The organism is Desulfuromonas sp. (assembly GCA_002869615.1).
Lineage (GTDB): Bacteria > Desulfobacterota > Desulfuromonadia > Desulfuromonadales > UBA2294 > BM707.
In genome coordinates this window covers 118,062-134,831 of the sequence record PKUH01000106.1, presented here as the reverse complement: position 1 = coordinate 134,831, position 16,770 = coordinate 118,062, and the positions used below count along the sequence as shown (strand labels likewise).

Here is a 16,770-nt window from a genome sequence, read left to right as displayed (position 1 = left end):
TTGCCGATCAGCGGCAGCATCGATTCGGCGATGGCCTCTCTTTCTTTCCAGTCCTTGAAATAACGTTCCTGTGCATCCATCAGGCGCTCCTTTTTTTGTCGGGTTGTTGCAGTTCGAAATTCGCGCGTATCCTAGCCGATTGACGGTGCCGGCGCAACCCCTGAAATCAGGAACAAATCTTCTGGACTTGCGCCGGATGAATTGCTATTAATGATGGTGTGATGTAGGCCTGTTTAATAATTTTTTATCGGGAGTATTTTCCATGAGTGATACGGTTCATTACAGTGATCTCGGCCTCGTTAATACCCGGGACATGTTCGATAAGGCGGTCGATGGCGGCTATGCGATCCCCGCTTACAATTTCAATAATCTCGAACAGTTGCAGTCTATCGTCACAGCCTGCGCCGAAACCAGTTCGCCGGTTATCATCCAGGTGAGCAAGGGTGCCCGCGAGTATGCCAACGAAACCATGCTCCGCTACATGGCGATGGGGGCGGTCAAAATGGCCCGGGAGATGGGTTCGCAGATTCCGGTTTCGCTCCACCTCGACCACGGCGACACCTTTGAAATATGCAAGGCTTGTGTTGACGCCGGTTTCTCTTCGGTGATGATTGACGGCTCGCATCACTCTTTCGATCAAAATGTCGAGGTCACGAAAAAAGTCGTCGAGTATGCGCACCGGTTTGATGTCACCGTCGAAGGCGAACTCGGGGTTCTGGCCGGTATCGAGGATGAGGTTGAAGCGGAAGAATCAACCTACACCAAACCGGAAGAGGTCGAGGAGTTTGTCGAGCGGACCGGGGTCGATTCCCTGGCGATCTCGATCGGCACCAGCCATGGAGCCTATAAGTTCAAGCTCGGACCGGGCGAGGAGGTGCCGCCGCTCCGATTTGATATCCTCGAGGAGATCGAGAAACGGATTCCCCGTTTCCCGATTGTTCTGCATGGCGCTTCATCGGTGGTCCAGTCGTATGTCGAGCTGATCAACCGGTATGGCGGCAAGATGGACGGCGCCGTCGGGGTACCGGAAGAGCAGCTGCGAAGAGCCGCCAAGAGCGCCGTCTGCAAGATCAACATCGACTCCGACGGCCGGCTGGCGGTTACTGCCAAGGTACGGGAATACCTCGCCAACAACCCGGCCGAATTCGATCCGCGCAAGTATCTCGGGGCGGCGCGCAAGGAATTGATCGAACTGATCAAGCATAAGAATGAGGCAGTTCTCGGGAGTGCCGGCAAGGCGTGATATTTATCCAGGCTGTTTATGACAAAAGGCCGCCCGAATGGGCGGCCTTTTTCAGTTTCTTACCAGAATTGCAGCAGCGACGGTATTACTTCATATAGCGGGGGGATGATTTTATAAACCTCGTTGGGGCGCAAAAAAACTTCCCGGAATGATGCGTAGGACATTGACGTAAAAACAAGGATAAGAAACGGATAGTAAAATGAAAAATGTTTTTTTCTGATATGCATTAAAAGCCACGGGAAAAGACAAAGAAAAAATGGTGTGGCAGAAGAAAAATAGCGCATTTCATGATACGTGAACAAGATTTTCATTAAGAAAAAGAAGAGAAAAGTTCCTAGGAAAATGATCGGCCAAGAGAAAGCTCTTAACCCATGTTTGATTGTTTCCCACGAGGATGGGAAAAACAGGAATAATAATATTGGGGTAGTCAGCAACAGGTTGGTGAACATGCGTGGGCGAGTTCTTGTCGCCAAATACTCTGTCCATGGCCCCGGGTCATTTGCAATGAATTGTCCGGGAATTATCGTTCCATAGGTTAGAATCAGCCGAGCATGATGGTGTAGCCCGAATAATACCATGATTAATAACGAAACAGCCCAGTAGTGCCAGCTGATTTGAAAAAAGAAGGATAGATGTGCGGCTGGTTTTGAAGTTTCATTCTCTGAGTAAAATGTCTTTTGTGATCGATAACCAAATAATATCAATACAGGGATTATCGGTAGTATCAGAATTGACGAAAAATTCAGGTTTAGTGAGATGCTGAATGCAATACTTGCCCAAATGAGCCACTTCGGCGATTTTTTTTCTATTGCCTCGATAAAAGCAATCAGACCGCAGGCCAATATCAGCCCCGAAATGGCATCGATATGCAGGCGGGTTGTGGAAAATACGATCAAAGGACTAACTGCAATGAACAGATAAGAGACAGCCTGGATACGCCCTGGAATTTCGAGGCGCTTGAATAATACCCATACATGTACAAAGAAAAGAATAATGATGGAATTTGTGAAAAGAAGGCCAAAAAGAGGACCCTCATTAATAAGATTTCCGAACTTTAAGATATAGGGGAATACTGGACCATGGTGAAATAATGGTTGTCTGTAAATCGTATTAGGCCAGTTTGATATAATAGGGTCTCCCATGGTAGAGAAATTTGACAAATCCCATCCCATTTGTCTTGCCAGGGCAAAGAACACATGCTCGTCCCCTTTAAACTGCTCCCTGAAAAATGAGGGAATATGCAGAGCAATGTTTATAAAAGCAGCCGCAATTAAACCTGAAATCGCATATTGCCTTTCACTGATCTTCAGTTTTTTAAATAGCTTCGTCATTTATGCATGGAGATTTAGTTGTAATTGCCAACAGGAAGCAAGTTCTTGATCTGGGGGTTCATAGTCGTTGCATTTTTTATGAGTTCATTCAGTTTAGCGTTGCTATAGTTTTGTTGATTCAGTGCAACACCTTTTGCGAACAAGGAACCAATTCTTTGGTCATTATTGAAGCTCAAGTAGTTTGACATTTCTCTTAATAAGGTGCCGGCCAATGCCGGCCTTTTAAATATTTTTATTATTCTGCTGTCGGGTAGCAACGGCGTAAAGAATGTAACCTTGTAGCGATCAATGATTGATTTGTTCTGTATCGTTGGTTTCACCATGATATAAGCGACCGCGTCCCTGTATACTGTGACCCAATTTTCGCGTCTAAACATCCTGATTTCATCTTCAGTAGATAAAACTGCGTAGTTGTGGTTCCATTGCTTTCGCAATGCCGGGTTGTGGAGATAACCGTAGATATCCTGGAATAATAGCGGATGATTGTAATGGAAAATTTTATTTTCCGGGTATAGGTAATATGAAAATAATCCTCCGAGGCGATCGTTATTGTACATATTCCCTTTAGGACCGACCTTTTTGATAAAGTTCACGGTTCCCATAGGGAGAAAGACGTTATTGATTCCTAGCCCGGTCCTGAGACCACTGGGGTCAAATTCACCACTTTTAACGGGGAGTCCTTTCAAGTGAATCGTCCAGGCGATAACAGCGATGAAAAAAACATATGCAAGGCCGACTATTGCTTTTTTTGTGCGTTGTATGATCTCTGAAGAATGCCATAACTGACTTGCATAGAAGGCAAAAAGAGGTGCTGCAACAATGGCATATACACCAACGCCTCTGTTATACCTGATTCCGAGATATGAAAACGGAATCAGTATGACCAGGTGAGTAATATCGATATGCTTCAACCGGAATAATATTGTCAGGCTCGTAGCGCCGAGGAGTAACCAGAAAGGGATAAACAGCATCTGCCAATCTGTAGGCATGAATTCGCCAGTCATCGCGATTATGAAGTTGTTATCCATGATTTTAAAAGTTGCGGTGTAAAGATCGAGGCCGAGAGGTTTTGTTAAAACCATGAGAAGTGAAATGAAGAGCCAGAACCAGATTGTTTTAATCTTTTTGATGCCATGATAATCGATGACACTCATTTTTCGTGCGATAATATATTTACCTAATTCACCAAAGGCAATTCCGATCCAGAGGGAAAACCCAAAAACTGCCGGTCCGTGCATGTAATCCCAGAGAATCATCAAAACAGGAAGGATGATGAAAAGTTTTCTGTCAAATCCTTCTTTAAGATATTTGTTGAGAAACCAGAACAGGAATGCGAGGGCAGCGTAACTGAATAATTGTGGGCGGACAACATAGCGGGACAGTCCGGCAAGAATTGCCGCATACCCTGAAAATGCTGCCAAAGGTATGCTTGCCCTAAGGATTCGGGATGATTTGAAGATAATCAAGAAGATAAAAGAGGTGATTACTGCCTTTGTCGCGATCAGGAGAATTATGCCACCGATCTGGTGAATTGTTGACATTATTATTTGAGCAAGCCAGGAGTGATTGATAAACGGTTTTCCGTATACTGAATACGAAAAAATCTCTTCATTGATAATCCTTTTCTGGTCCAGCATGGCGGTACCATTAGCAAGATGCCAGAATGTGTCGAAATCCTTTATTGGGAAAATGACAAGCCAGACTGCACAGGAGAAAAATGTTAGAAAAACAAGCTTTTGCAGGCTGGTCCATTTGGATGGAGAGTGGCTATCAATCATTATTATTCCTGAACAAAGGAGACAGACTTTTATTCGTTTTCGGGTTTTGATGAAAAGGAAACATCAAGTTCCATGATTTTGTCATCTCGCTTTATCGTTACTGTGCTTCTGTCGCCAATCATCTTCTGCCCGATCGAGTAGAATACATCAAACTTATCGACAATCTTTTCACCATCGATAGCGATGACGGTGTCGCCCTCTTCAATACCGGCCCGTTCAGCATTTGATCCCGGAGCAACCATTTTGATGGAGACCTGATCCTCCGTATCGCTAAACATGACTCCCAGTTTGACTCCTTTTTTCTCAAGCTCTTCATAGCGGGTAAAGACCATGAAGTCATACGGGACCATCGGGAATTGCGGCAGGGTAACATCCATCAATTTGTCCCGCTTGCTTTCCGGGATTTCGATCTCCTTGCCGCCAATAAGGGTATATGTTGACGGCAGGCGGCGGAACACCCGGCGCGGAATGCCGAATCCGTAGCGGATGTGATTGCCGCCGGCAATCACGACCATGTGGAAATCCCGGTGTTCCTCCTGATTCAGGAAAGAAGCAACCGATTCGGCCATCGTTTCGTCCCAGAGAGTCTGCGCCCTGTGGAAACCGTCGAGCATCCCTTCGCTTTTGACATGGCCGCCGTAGATCCCTTCGACCAGGCCGCGCTGGTAGGGGTCATCCAGATCCATCTTTGCGACAATCTGCTTCTCTGCTTCCGTCAATTCTTCGGTCTTATCGGCGACGACGAGGCGGACCGCTTTCTTTTCTGCATTCAAGCCGATCACCGGAATTTTCTTTTCGCGGGCGAAGTTGAGCAGGGCCCGGTAGTATTCGTAATCACCCTTCCAGACCGTGAACCAGCCGGCAGCACGCAGGAATTCCTTTTCCGAGAGGTCACCGTTGATCCACTGCTCCAGCGCTTCGTTCTGGGCGGGAGTGAACATTTCCATACCGACTGCGACCTTGCCCGGGTAGCGATCTGTCATCGCCTTCAGAACCTTGAGCTGCAGCCGGTGCGAGGCCGGGTTGTCATGGGTTTCACCGACGTAAACAATCCGGTTGCGGCTGGCAATGTCGAGCATTTCGTCTTCCGAGACGAGAATCCCGGTCGGCATATGAACGATCTGGCCGACTTCGGCCGGAGCAGATAGCGGATAAGGCATCTGCGGATTTCCGATCAGCCCGGGGCCACTGCAGGCGCTTGCGCCCAGCGAAGTCAGGAAAGAAAACAGGATAATCAATCGATTCTTAATCAAGGGAGCTCCTGGTATCAGTAAATGTTTTTCGAATAAAAAATCTCGATCATCTCGCGTTCGAGAACCTTATGAATCATCGTCCGTTCCTCTTCCGGGAGGTCATCGGCTGTTCTGGCAAACAGGTAATTGTCGAGACTGAAATCCTTCAGCAACATCTTGGTGTGAAAGAGATTCTCCTGATAGATATTGATATCGACACACTGATACCGGTCAAGAACCTTTTTGTGGATGAAATCCTGGATCGAGTGGATGCGATGGTCCATGTAATGTTTCCGGCCGCGGGTGTCGCGGGTAAAGCCGCGAACCTTGTAGTCCATCAATACGATATCGGAATCGAACGAGCCGATCAAATGATTCAGCGCCTTCAGCGGACTGATCTCGCCGCAGGTTGAGATGTCGACATCGACGCGGAATGTTGATATCCCTGATTTCTGGTCACTTTCAGGGTAAGTATGGATGCAGAGGTGGCTTTTGTCGAGGTGGGCCAGAACCTGTTCTGATTGCGCAGTTAGGGGCCCTTCGGCGATCAGGATGGTGACGCTGGCGCCCATCGGATCGTAGTCCTGGCTCGAGATATTGAGGATGTTGGCACCAATAATGTCGGAGACCTCGGTCAGGATCCTGGTCAGGCGATCGGAATTGTACTCTTCGTCGATATACTCCAGGTACTCCTTGCGGGCTTGCGGGCGCCTGGCATAACAGATATCGTAAATATTGAAGGAGAGCGTCTTGGTCAGGTTGTTGAAACCTTGGAGCTTTAGCTTCTTACGGGGACGCCGGTTTTTGTTGTTGCGAATGTTTTTTTTGGGGCTCATAGGCACCTCCCCAACTAGGATGTTTTTGATAATGACCAAGGCCGACGCGCATTAGATCATATTTTTTAGCTTATAAAAAGCTTTCTTATTTGATTTTATTATGGAGAATGAACTTCATAAAACGTGAAGAAATTTGAACTGAAATGTGGTTGAAGATTAGTTATGATTCTGTAGTGCTCATATAAATATTTTTTAAGTAACGGTTTGGTCCATTGTTTGAGAGATAAAAAAATGTTTTTATTATTTAGTGCGGCCAGAAAAGGATCTTCAATTCCCATCTCCTTCATTTTTTTTAACTGAAATGGTGATTGATTCAAGACACCGATTGAGAAGACTTTAAATGTTTCTAAATATGATTTCTCCTCGAGGGGAAGAATAAGCTCATAGGGGAATCCTCCACCCCAAACAATAAAAGTTTGTTCTTTTTTGGGAGACAAGGCTTTTAGGTTTAATCTGAAACTTTTATTGATGTTCTGTATCTCTCGGGATTGTCGAGCAAGCTTTTGAGGTGTATTAAAGATAATAAATAAGAATAACAATAATGAAAGACACACACTCGAAGTGGTTAGTCCCAATTTCGAATTTTTAAAAAATGGTTCAGTTCCTGCGGAAATCAATGACATTATAAAAACACCAGTAAAAACAGGATAAAAAATTCGAGAAGGTAATTTCATCCAGACCAAGATTGCTACCAAGGTAATTAAAGTGAGTAACAAAAAGAAAAGTACAGGTTTCCAGTTTTGCCGCCCAGAAATTATAATTATTGGGAGAAGAGTAAGTGCTATCCACCATGTCTGGTCATACTTTAGAACGCTGTCCTTGAATAATTTGAATTTGTAGCTTAATGGGGTATCCTCCCCGGGAAACGTTTTGTTTAGTTTTGCAAAATGTATAATTTTTTCCTTAGAAAATATTTTTTTGTTTACATATCCCCAGTTCCATAAGAAATAAAAATCGTTTTTGCTCCAGCCGATTTTATTTAAAATATTTTGGTTCGCATCGATTTTAGACCAACGGTCTTCGTTAAAAGAGCTTTTGGCCTTGTTAAGTTCAGAGAACTTTCCCCAACCATTTTGATTATAGTGATATTGATGTGTCAGCCAAAGAGTCGTGGCAAGAAGGATGAATGTTGTAGAAAAGACAAGCATTGAGCGTATCTTTTTTTTGTCTATTTTTAAGAAAAACAGTATTGGAATATTCAGCAAAATTGCAAGAGCAAAGCTTTCAATTCTTAATGTCAAGGAAATCAGTAGTAAAAATCCAGAGATAACGAGGAATGGAAAGGTTTTAGAAGTTTGAACCTTGCTCTCAGAAAAAATAATAATCGCAAGAAGAATCCCGGCTTGTCCAGCGATGTAGGCGGTTCTGGTGAATTGTAAAAAAAGCAGATTCACCATGAAAACATTTAACAGAAAAAATCCAAGAAGAGAGTAGGTGGCAACACTCATCCTTCTTGAAAGAACTGAAAAACTGATTGCCCAAACACATATGAAGAGGATGATCAGATGGAAATACCCGTACCACTGAAAATCGGGTGCAAGGCGGTACAGGCTTGCGAGGATGGTGGAAAGGACGATATTTATAAAATATACCTGTGGCTCGGGGGTACCTGATAAGACCTTTCCACTTAGCATCAACATGAAACTGGCGTCATCATTTGTTTCGAATATAGGAGTAATGAAAACCAAGACTATAATTATGAAAAAGAGGCAGGAAAGGGATGATCCAAATAAGGGGTTTTGAATTGTCCTTCTGATATTTTCTGAACTAAATTTATTCATTTTATTTAATTGAAGAAGTTGGTGACAATATCAATTACTTTTTTGTGATCATTAAATGTTGGCCAAAGAGGAAGCCGTACAATCCTCTCACTTATCTCTGTTGTTGAATTGAGGTCCCCATGTTGCTTGCAGAACTTTTTCCCCGCAGGTGAGTCGTGGAGTGGAATGTAGTGAAAAACAGAATTGATCCCATTAAGGCCTAGATATTCTATTAATTCGGTTCTTTGTTTTAGACTGCCTACAAGTATGTAATACATGTGCGCGTTGTGTTTGCAATGACTGGGAATAATTGGACGTCTTAAGCATCCGGCTTTCTCAAGTGTTTCAAAACCGTTATGGTATGCATTCCATTGCGAGATTCTTTCGGCGGTAATCTCGTTCGCTTGTTCGAGTTGGGCAAAAAGAAATGCCGCTACTATTTCTCCGGGTAGAAATGATGAGCCTATATCCTGCCAAGTGTATTTGTCGACCTCGCCTCGGAAAAATTGACTTCGGTTGGTCCCTTTTTCACGAATAATTTCAGCTCGCTCAGTATAATTCGGGTCATTTACCAATAATGCCCCGCCTTCGCCGGAGATAACATTTTTGGTTTCATGAAAGCTCAAAGTTCCAAATGTCCCCATGCTGCCAAGGGGGGTTCCCTTGTAGGTTGCCATAAGCCCCTGGGCAGCATCTTCAATGACCACCAACTTATGTGATTTAGCAATTTGCAGGATAGTGTCCATTTCACAACCGACTCCGGCGTAGTGAACTGGAATAATTGCTTTTGTCTTATCCGTAACCGCTTCTTCAATAATATTCTCATTGAGATTGAGCGTATCTTCCCTAATATCGACGAAAACCGGAATGCCGCCGCGTAATACAAAAGCATTAGCTGTCGATACAAAGGTGTATGAAGGCATGATCACTTCGTCGCCTGGTTCAATGTTGGCCAAAATGGCACTCATTTCCAATGCTGCAGTACACGAATGTGTCAAAAGTGCCTTTTTGCTTCCAGTTTTATTTTTAAGCCATTGATGACAACGCTTTGTGAAACTACCATCGCCAGCTAATGCCATTTTCTGATGAGCCTGACTGATGTAATGAAGCTCCTTGCCCGTTAAAAATGGTTTATTGAATGGAATGATCATAATATAAGCTCATTTTTTTCTACGCATGTGAATGGGAACATTCGTTAAAGAAAAAGAGTCCTAGTGAACATTTTATCGTCATTATTTTTGGAAGCTTTTCATATACTTCGGAGTTTCGGGACCTATATTGAAAATCATGTCGAGAATTGATACTGCGTGTTCAAACTGCCCGAACAATTGAGAATATTCTGGATAGCTGGAATATTCCATCCAATCAACTTTAATTTTTTCATCAGAAAATTGATTGACATCTAGATAACCTTTTGCAGCTGGTCCACTTAGATAATAATCGGCGTTTAAGTCTTTACATATATTCAATAATCGACCTGTTTGGTCATTGACAAGTTCGAACTCACTTGATTGACGAATTTCAGTTCCGATACCAAGAATATCGTTGATCATTTCAATAAATAGCATGTTTATTTTTGATAGATGATTTTCAGTTGAGGCTTTTTCGTAAGTATCTCTCAGTTGTGAGGAGTATTTTTTGAAATATTTCGCTTTTCGGTAAAAGTTACTTATAGACTGCCAATGCTTTTGTGCCCAAGAGTGATCACTGACTAGGGTTTCTGAGATTTTTTGATAATATTTCCCTTTTGATTCAACCGGGATAGTTAGCCAGTTTGTGCCATTTGGAGATTTTATTTTATTTCTATTACGCCAATCTCTCCTAGTAAACTGAACTTCATCAAAAACTACAAAAATATCGACACAGTTAATCATGTCGAAGTAACCCTTCCAGGGGATATAGTTAGATTGAGAAATTGCTACTTTCATTTTAAATAATGGTCTTTCTATCATTCATCACTTTATAAGCACAGAATTCACCGCACATTGTACAGGCCCCGTGGGATTCGTCAACGCCGGATTCGGCTCTTATCCGTCGTGCTTTTTCCGGATCAAGTGCCAGATTGAACTGGCCTTCCCAGTCTAGTACCTTGCGGCACTTGGCCATAGCGATATCTTTTTCGATGGCGCCTGGTACTTTTTTGACAATGTCGCCTGCATGAGCGGCGACACGGCAAGCCATTACCCCTTCATGGACATCCTCGATCGTCGGCAGGCGCAAGTGCTCACTAGCGGTAACGTAGCAGAGGAAATCGGCACCAGCTGCAGCGGCAACCGTGCCGCCGATAGCACAGGTAATATGGTCGTAGCCGGGCGCAATGTCGGTCACCAGCGGTCCGAGAACATAGAACGGAGCTCCGTGGCAGAGTCGCTTCTGTAGCTGGATGTTCGCTTCGATTTGATTGAGCGGTACATGACCCGGTCCCTCAATCATTACTTGAACTCCGGCCTTCCAGGCGCGCTGGGTCAACTCACCAAGCAGGATCAGCTCGTGGACTTGCGCCCGGTCGGTGGCGTCGGCCAGACAACCGGGACGGAAACCATCACCGAGGGAGAGGGTTGCATCGTAGGGGCGAACAAGTTCAATCAGTCGATCGAATTGTTCGAACAGAGGGTTCTCGGCATCGTTGTGGGTCATCCATTCGACCGTAAATGAGCCCCCACGCGACACCACTTCCATGATCCGTCCTTCGTTCTCCATCCTCTCGACGGTAGAACGGGTGACGCCGCAATGGACAGTGATGAAGTCAACGCCGTCATCAAGATGTTTTTCGATACCTTCGAAGATCTCGTCGGCGGTCATGTCGACCATCGCCTTGTTCTTGCGGACGACTGTGTCAACAGCCGCCTGGTAAAGCGGCACGCTACCGATACAGGCCTCGGTTTCGGAAATGATGGCAGCACGGATTTCATCAATTGGTCCGCCGGTCGACAGGTCCATGATTGCATCGGCGCCAGCAGCAACGGCAACCCTTGCTTTTTCCAACTCCTTGTCGATGCCGATGTCGTCCTTACTGGTGCCGATGTTGGCGTTGACTTTGGTGCGCAGTCCGGCACCGACCGCCAGCGGTTTGCCGTTATCACGTTTCCGGTTTTTGCAAATGATGGCTGTTCCGTTGGCGATTTTCTCGCGCAGAAGTTCTGCGTCGACATTTTCTTCGGCCGCGGCCAGTTTCATGTCCTCGGTAATTGTGCCTGCACGGGCTTTTTCAATGAGAGTCATTATTCCTCTGCTATTTTGTTGGTAGAATATTCTTTTTTTGAACGTTCTTATATATCCCTAAATATCGCTCAGCAGATTGTAAATCTCCAGCTTTTTTGTAGGTCAGTGCCAAATTGTAATATGCATTGACCAGGTTTGGGTCTAATCTTATTGATTTTTTATAAGATTTAATTGCCAGAACATACTTTTTTACTTCGAAATATGCGGTTCCCAATCTAAAATATACTTTTGCACGTGCTGGAACTAAGTTTAAAGACTTTGTGAAGTTTGAAATTGCTTCGTTGTAGTCTGTTTTTGCCAGGTTATTCTTCCCAATAGCATAATAGGTCTCTGCCATACCGAGACGGTAATATCCTTTTGACTGAAGTGTTTGCTTTTTCAGTGATTTCAGTGTGTTGTAAAGTTGAATAGATTCTTGGTACCTTCCGGTTTCGTTATACTCTGTTGCGAGGTGATAGTATAAAGAAGCTGCATTTGGTTCAAATTCTATTAGCTCTTCTATGTACGTCTCAGAGTCCTTCCATGCGTCCGCCCTGGAATAAGCATCGAAGCTGTGGAAGGTTGTAATTAATAACACAAGTCCGATTACAAAACGTTTGGATTTGATCATTCTGACGCAAGAAAGAACGATAAAGACACAAAGACCCAATGAAGCAATATATAGGGGTTTTTCAGCCATTAGGAACTCAGTATTTGAATTTATGTTGGTATATATCGAAAGCCAAAAAAAGACCCAAAGCAGCCAGAAAAAAAGAGCTTTGTTCATCTTGAATAAATAAATTGACAACCCGATCAGAAATAAACAGAAAATGTATGCGCCAACAGCTTTCGCGCCAATTTGCGAAAGAAAGTTATGGTCTGCCAAATAAAATGTAGCTAAGCTATCAGTAAGGAAGAATATTTTGAAATATTTCAGAGTTGTTATTGAAACTGTATTGAAAAGTTCGGGAAATTGAGGTGTCTCTAAAGGGATGCTGCCAACAGCCAGATTCCGGATATAAAAATAGATAATCATAAGAGGTAATAATGGCCAAATTTTAATGACGATGTCCTTAGTCTTGGAGCGACGGATTAAGTATTCGTAACTGATTAAAATAAAAGGAATCAGTATTGCGTTTTCTTGAGACAAAAGCGCTGCGATAAAAAATATCAATACTGCGGTTTGTTTTTTATGGACATAAGAAAATATGGTCAATAAAGAAAAAATTGCTACGAGAATATGTGAATCAGAATAGACCCAATAGACAATTTCAGCCTTTGTTGGGTTTGCGGCAAAGAGTACTGCCGAAAGAAAAGAAACAAGTTGGTTTTTTGTAATTGAACGAACGAGTAAATAAGCGAGAATAGACAGTAATGCGTTAAGTATCAGATTTGAAATTTTGAACGGGAGAGCGGATTTCCCAAATGAATTAACCATAAGTGCGTGCCAGAAACCGACAAGGGGCCTGTAATATTTAAGTCTTTCAATTCTGACCCCGTCAGTAGGATTATTATGCTCAGGCAAATAGGGTTCAGTGAAAAAGTCAAAAACATCATCTTTGGATGAAATGCGAGGTTCTTGAAGAATTACGACCTCTGCATCCCAAACGAATTCATTTTTGACTGTTTGACCAAAAATAGTTACTGAAAATAAGAATAAAAAAATGACACTTATCAATATCACTTGGCGGTCAGGTATAGGTTTTTGATAGTTCAGCAATCTCATGTCTTTATTTTATAATTTGTTCTTCAGATAATGAATAATAGGTTGTCGACCAATTCATTGAGTGCCAAATGGTAATCGATATATTTATATTCGGCAGCGAGCCCTTGCTGGGGCTGGTCATCTGAATGATGATACCTCTCTGTGAAAAACTTTACCGCAGATTCGAATGACTCTATTCGCTGTTCTTTTATAAGGACTGTTTTTGTGTCCAGGACAAAATCATTGGTCAGTGTGTTTGAAAAAACCAAGAAGCTTAGAGCAAATAGTGTGCATGCAAGTATCCAGTTGATTTTATTTTTATAGATGTTTTGTTGCATACAATACATTGTGAACTTAATGATTCACGAAGTTTTGGTTTTTTACAGCATAGCATTTCCTGGTCATAATCATCTTTTTATCCCTTTTGTCGAACTTCGACGAATTTCTTCGCGCACCAATGATTTATTGGCCCATGGCCTGAGCCAAAACCGGGTGCAGTACGGATTGCTTCATGGATAAAATGCTTGGCTGATTTAACGGCTATTTCAATCGTGTTCCCTTGCGCAAGCAGGGTTGTGATAGCGGCCGAATAGCTGCATCCGGTGCCGTGCGTGTGATTCGTCTCGAGCCGTTGCGAGGGGAGATAGAAAAACCGGCTGCCGGCCAGGAGGAGATCGTCCGCGGTCTCTTCAAGGTGCCCACCTTTGATCAGGACATGGCGCGCGCCCATTTGCTGAAGATCCTTTGCCGCCTGTTCCATCCCGTCCTGGTCATTAACCTTGTAGCCAACCAAAGCCTCCGTCTCGGGCAGGTTCGGTGTCAGTAGATATGTGACCGGAATAAGCTGATTCTTAACCGCTGCGATTGCCGCCGGTTTGAGCAGGGGGGCGCCTCCCTTGGCGATCATTACCGGGTCAACAACCGCTGGAATTGCCGAATCACGTAAATGGTTGGCAACCAGTTCAACAATCTCAGACGAAAAAAGCATTCCCGTCTTGATCGTATCGGCTCCGAAGTCATCCAGTACAACATTAATCTGGTCTGCGACGAAACCGGGCGGGCAGGGGTGGATTCCGTTGACGCCAAGGCTGTTCTGGGAGGTCAGGGCGGTGATGGCCGACATGCCATAACCGCCGAACAGGGTGATAGTTTTCAGGTCGGCCTGGATGCCGGCGCCACCACCGGAATCGGAGCCGGCGATGGTCAGGACTTTCCCGTTCGGGTACGGTTTGTTGCGGTTGAATGCCAGATTGATTTCCCGCGCTGCCAGGGCCGGATTCGAGTCTTCCATAACGGCCGAGATGATGGCCACGGCATCGGCACCGGCATCGATAACCCGACTGACATTGCTACGGTCGATGCCGCCGATAGCAACTATTGGTTTGTCGACAGCCTTCCTGATTTCGCGGAGACGTTCAGGTCCGACCAACTCAGCATCTGCTTTGCTGCCGGTCGTGAACATACTACCGACGGCGATGTAGTCAGCTCCATCCCGTTCTGCTTTGTGTGCCTGCTCAATGGTGCGGGTTGATATCCCGATAATTTTACTATGGCCGAGGATCTTTCTTGCGTCGCTGATTGGCATATCCTGCTGCCCGAGGTGTAATCCATCTGCTTCGACAGCCACAGCCAACTCAGGAGAGTCATTTATAATAAAACAAACATCGTAGCGGCGGCAGAGCTCTTTCATCTCTTTTGCCATCGAGACCTTTTGCTCGAATGGTGATTGTTTATCTCGATATTGGAGCGTCTTGGTGCCTCCTTTTAGTGCAGCCTCTGTGCGCTCAAACAAGCCATCCGGTGTGCTGTCGGTGATCAGGTAGACGCCTTCCATCTTTTTATCTCCGCGCCAGGAAATATTTTGCTTCCTGCAGGCTTTTTATATAAGCGGGTGTTATTGGGTAGATTTGCCCCCAGTAATTCAATTGAGATAATACGTGTAAATAAATCATACTTTTACTGATCGTGGTGGAGCGTTGATCCTTACTGAAAACCATCGCGTTTTTCCCATAGAAGATCAACTGCCACTCGTCGGACCTGTAAAACTCGCGAATGATATTGTAGATCGCACCGGAGCGGTAGTCGATTGGTGGAATGATAACAGTTGAAATATTGTATTCACTTAAGAGTTTTTTTCCCTGTTGGTTGTATGCGAGAATTGAGAAATGTTGCTTTATTCTGTTTTCATCAAGATTCCTCGTATCAGTAAAAAATCGGTATTGTGGATATAGATGGTATTCCAGATATCCTCCCCATGCCTCAAGGTTAAAGATATTCCGGCCTAAATCATTCTCCTTTAGAAATTGAGTCGCTGTAATTGGATAAATATCCTGCCTGATTAATGGAGATGTTCGCGGTAAGCCATTATTGAACGAATAAAATTGCATGTTCTGGTGTGATAAAAAGAGAATCAGCGCGAACGTAAAAATAATAAATGTTGCTGCGACTCCTTCGTGCCGAGTGATATTTGGTTTTCTTTTGTCAAGAAAACTGCCAGTAAAACAGGCAGTAAAATAAAATGCTAGCGGAGTAAAAAAGAAAATATATCGCATTGAGATAAGGGCCATGACAAGGGTCGCACACAGAATAAAGGCTGCTGAAAACTCTTTTTTAACCAGCAGGTAAACCGCCGTCAACGGTGCGATCAGTGTAAGAATCCAGAACGCAGTCCAGCCAGGATATGCCAACGATGGGTGGAAGATTGAAAACGGGGACCTGAACTCGGAAGTCACGCTCGCAACGTATGATTGATTCGTGCCTAAAATTTGTGTGAAAACCTGGTAGCCGTTTGGGTTTAATCCTATCGCTATAAAGGTTAGAGCAAAACAGACTGCCAGTACCCCCCTATAAGGGATAAGTCGCTTTTCAAAGAAAGAGAAGAACACATAAACGCCTAGATAGCAGATTGATACTGCAGCACCCGCATGAGAATTCGCATAGAGCAGGATGACCGGTAGACATAGAAGAAGATAGTTTCTCTTCGCCTTGTGAATTGCAAACTCAACAATCATTACAGTCAAGAAAGCATAGAGAAACCCGAAGTTTTGCGGTCGATCCGTATCCTCCAGAACAATCGCCATTGTCAATATGAAAAGTGGCAGAAATATGCAGGCCGCCAGAATTGTTGTGCGTTTACGAACATAAAAGTATGCTGCAAACATAATGACACTGAACAGTGCGACGCGCAGATAAATGATACCCTGTAAACCCATGGCGCTGTTAGCGAAAGAAAAAATGACCTGAGAGATCCAGTATTGTTTGTTGATAAATTCAGCACGTTTCGTGTTGTATTCGTCAGAATTGATGACTGAAAAGGTGTACGGATCTTCACTCCCAGGGAGTTGTGTCTGCTCGAGAATGTAGTCGCCGGTATTCAGGTGCCACCAGAAGTCATGGGAGTTGATTGGAATGGCGCAGATAATATAAACAGAGATAAATATTGAAAGCAGGATGATTGCCTGCTGCGCAAGTTGGAAGCGATTATTTTTGATGCCTGGTTTCATCGATTAAAAAATTATAAAGAAACGAAAAAGCCACACCCTTAAGGGGATGTGGCGAAATAGGTTGCAAGCTTTTTCGCCGCTTCCCTACGCCGGTATCACCCGGATCAGGTTCAAAGGGTCGTCTGCGTAAGCAGATCTCTCAGTGAAACACTCCCCTAGCGGTTTATTTTAGTCAGCGACT

At 44.2% G+C, this 16,770-nt stretch carries 13 protein-coding genes and 1 riboswitch; of the genes, 1 reads left to right on the top strand and 12 read right to left on the bottom strand.

The features are described 5' to 3' along the window. The first annotated feature begins 262 nt into the window (after window positions 1-262). Window positions 263-1,243, top strand: coding sequence for a fructose-1,6-bisphosphate aldolase, class II (gene fba / locus C0623_12020; GenBank protein PLX98721.1), 981 nt, complete (start codon window positions 263-265; stop codon window positions 1,241-1,243). A 59-nt stretch (window positions 1,244-1,302) separates the two neighbouring features. Here the strand turns inward: fba and C0623_12015 are convergent, their stop codons facing one another. The 12 genes from C0623_12015 to C0623_11960 form a co-directional block, all read right to left on the bottom strand. Continuing rightward, window positions 1,303-2,574 carry a hypothetical protein gene (locus tag C0623_12015; GenBank protein ID PLX98720.1) on the bottom strand — a complete coding sequence of 424 codons (1,272 nt, stop codon included), beginning with the start codon at window positions 2,572-2,574 and terminating at the stop codon, window positions 1,303-1,305. Between the two features lie 14 nt (window positions 2,575-2,588). Further along, window positions 2,589-4,352 carry a hypothetical protein gene (locus C0623_12010; protein ID PLX98719.1) on the bottom strand — a complete coding sequence of 588 codons (1,764 nt, stop codon included), beginning with the start codon at window positions 4,350-4,352 and terminating at the stop codon, window positions 2,589-2,591. Window positions 4,353-4,381: 29 nt separating this feature from the next. Then, complete coding sequence (locus C0623_12005) at window positions 4,382-5,512, bottom strand: hypothetical protein (protein PLX98728.1); 1,131 nt, start codon at window positions 5,510-5,512, stop codon at window positions 4,382-4,384. A gap of 107 nt (window positions 5,513-5,619) precedes the next feature. Then, entirely contained in the window at window positions 5,620-6,420 is an 801-nt protein-coding gene (locus C0623_12000; protein PLX98718.1) for an adenosylmethionine decarboxylase, read from the bottom strand. A gap of 98 nt (window positions 6,421-6,518) precedes the next feature. Next, window positions 6,519-8,201: a hypothetical protein gene (locus C0623_11995; protein PLX98717.1), complete on the bottom strand. Its 1,683-nt coding sequence runs from the start codon at window positions 8,199-8,201 to the stop codon at window positions 6,519-6,521. A 5-nt stretch (window positions 8,202-8,206) separates the two neighbouring features. Then, window positions 8,207-9,331, bottom strand: a complete 1,125-nt coding sequence (locus C0623_11990) for a dTDP-4-amino-4,6-dideoxygalactose transaminase (GenBank protein PLX98716.1) — start codon at window positions 9,329-9,331, stop codon at window positions 8,207-8,209. 81 nt (window positions 9,332-9,412) lie between these two features. Continuing rightward, complete coding sequence (locus C0623_11985; protein ID PLX98715.1) at window positions 9,413-10,108, bottom strand: hypothetical protein; 696 nt, start codon at window positions 10,106-10,108, stop codon at window positions 9,413-9,415. Between the two features lies 1 nt (window position 10,109). Then, complete coding sequence (locus tag C0623_11980; protein PLX98714.1) at window positions 10,110-11,402, bottom strand: phosphomethylpyrimidine synthase; 1,293 nt, start codon at window positions 11,400-11,402, stop codon at window positions 10,110-10,112. 10 nt (window positions 11,403-11,412) lie between these two features. After that, window positions 11,413-13,107, bottom strand: coding sequence for a hypothetical protein (locus tag C0623_11975; protein ID PLX98713.1), 1,695 nt, complete (start codon window positions 13,105-13,107; stop codon window positions 11,413-11,415). Between the two features lie 23 nt (window positions 13,108-13,130). Next, on the bottom strand, window positions 13,131-13,424 hold the full coding sequence (locus C0623_11970; protein PLX98712.1) for a hypothetical protein: 294 nt from the start codon (window positions 13,422-13,424) through the stop codon (window positions 13,131-13,133). A 77-nt stretch (window positions 13,425-13,501) separates the two neighbouring features. After that, window positions 13,502-14,920, bottom strand: a complete 1,419-nt coding sequence (locus C0623_11965; protein ID PLX98711.1) for a phosphomethylpyrimidine kinase — start codon at window positions 14,918-14,920, stop codon at window positions 13,502-13,504. A gap of 4 nt (window positions 14,921-14,924) precedes the next feature. After that, the gene (locus tag C0623_11960; GenBank protein ID PLX98710.1) at window positions 14,925-16,589 is read right to left on the bottom strand and encodes a hypothetical protein; all 1,665 of its coding nucleotides are present in this window, start codon (window positions 16,587-16,589) and stop codon (window positions 14,925-14,927) included. A gap of 64 nt (window positions 16,590-16,653) precedes the next feature. Next, a riboswitch (TPP riboswitch) is annotated at window positions 16,654-16,756 on the bottom strand. Window positions 16,757-16,770: the final 14 nt, after the last annotated feature.

Coding starts and splice junctions, on each gene's coding strand:
- C0623_11975 (PLX98713.1), bottom strand. CDS start 13,107: ATGAGATTGCTGAACTATCAAAAACCTATACCTGACCGCCAAGTGATA.
- C0623_11985 (PLX98715.1), bottom strand. CDS start 10,108: ATGAAAGTAGCAATTTCTCAATCTAACTATATCCCCTGGAAGGGTTAC.
- C0623_12015 (PLX98720.1), bottom strand. CDS start 2,574: ATGACGAAGCTATTTAAAAAACTGAAGATCAGTGAAAGGCAATATGCG.
- C0623_11990 (PLX98716.1), bottom strand. CDS start 9,331: ATGATCATTCCATTCAATAAACCATTTTTAACGGGCAAGGAGCTTCAT.
- C0623_11995 (PLX98717.1), bottom strand. CDS start 8,201: ATGAATAAATTTAGTTCAGAAAATATCAGAAGGACAATTCAAAACCCC.
- C0623_11960 (PLX98710.1), bottom strand. CDS start 16,589: ATGAAACCAGGCATCAAAAATAATCGCTTCCAACTTGCGCAGCAGGCA.
- C0623_12000 (PLX98718.1), bottom strand. CDS start 6,420: ATGAGCCCCAAAAAAAACATTCGCAACAACAAAAACCGGCGTCCCCGT.
- fba (PLX98721.1), top strand. CDS start 263: ATGAGTGATACGGTTCATTACAGTGATCTCGGCCTCGTTAATACCCGG.
- C0623_11965 (PLX98711.1), bottom strand. CDS start 14,920: ATGGAAGGCGTCTACCTGATCACCGACAGCACACCGGATGGCTTGTTT.
- C0623_11980 (PLX98714.1), bottom strand. CDS start 11,402: ATGACTCTCATTGAAAAAGCCCGTGCAGGCACAATTACCGAGGACATG.
- C0623_11970 (PLX98712.1), bottom strand. CDS start 13,424: ATGCAACAAAACATCTATAAAAATAAAATCAACTGGATACTTGCATGC.
- C0623_12005 (PLX98728.1), bottom strand. CDS start 5,512: ATGCCTTATCCGCTATCTGCTCCGGCCGAAGTCGGCCAGATCGTTCAT.
- C0623_12010 (PLX98719.1), bottom strand. CDS start 4,352: ATGATTGATAGCCACTCTCCATCCAAATGGACCAGCCTGCAAAAGCTT.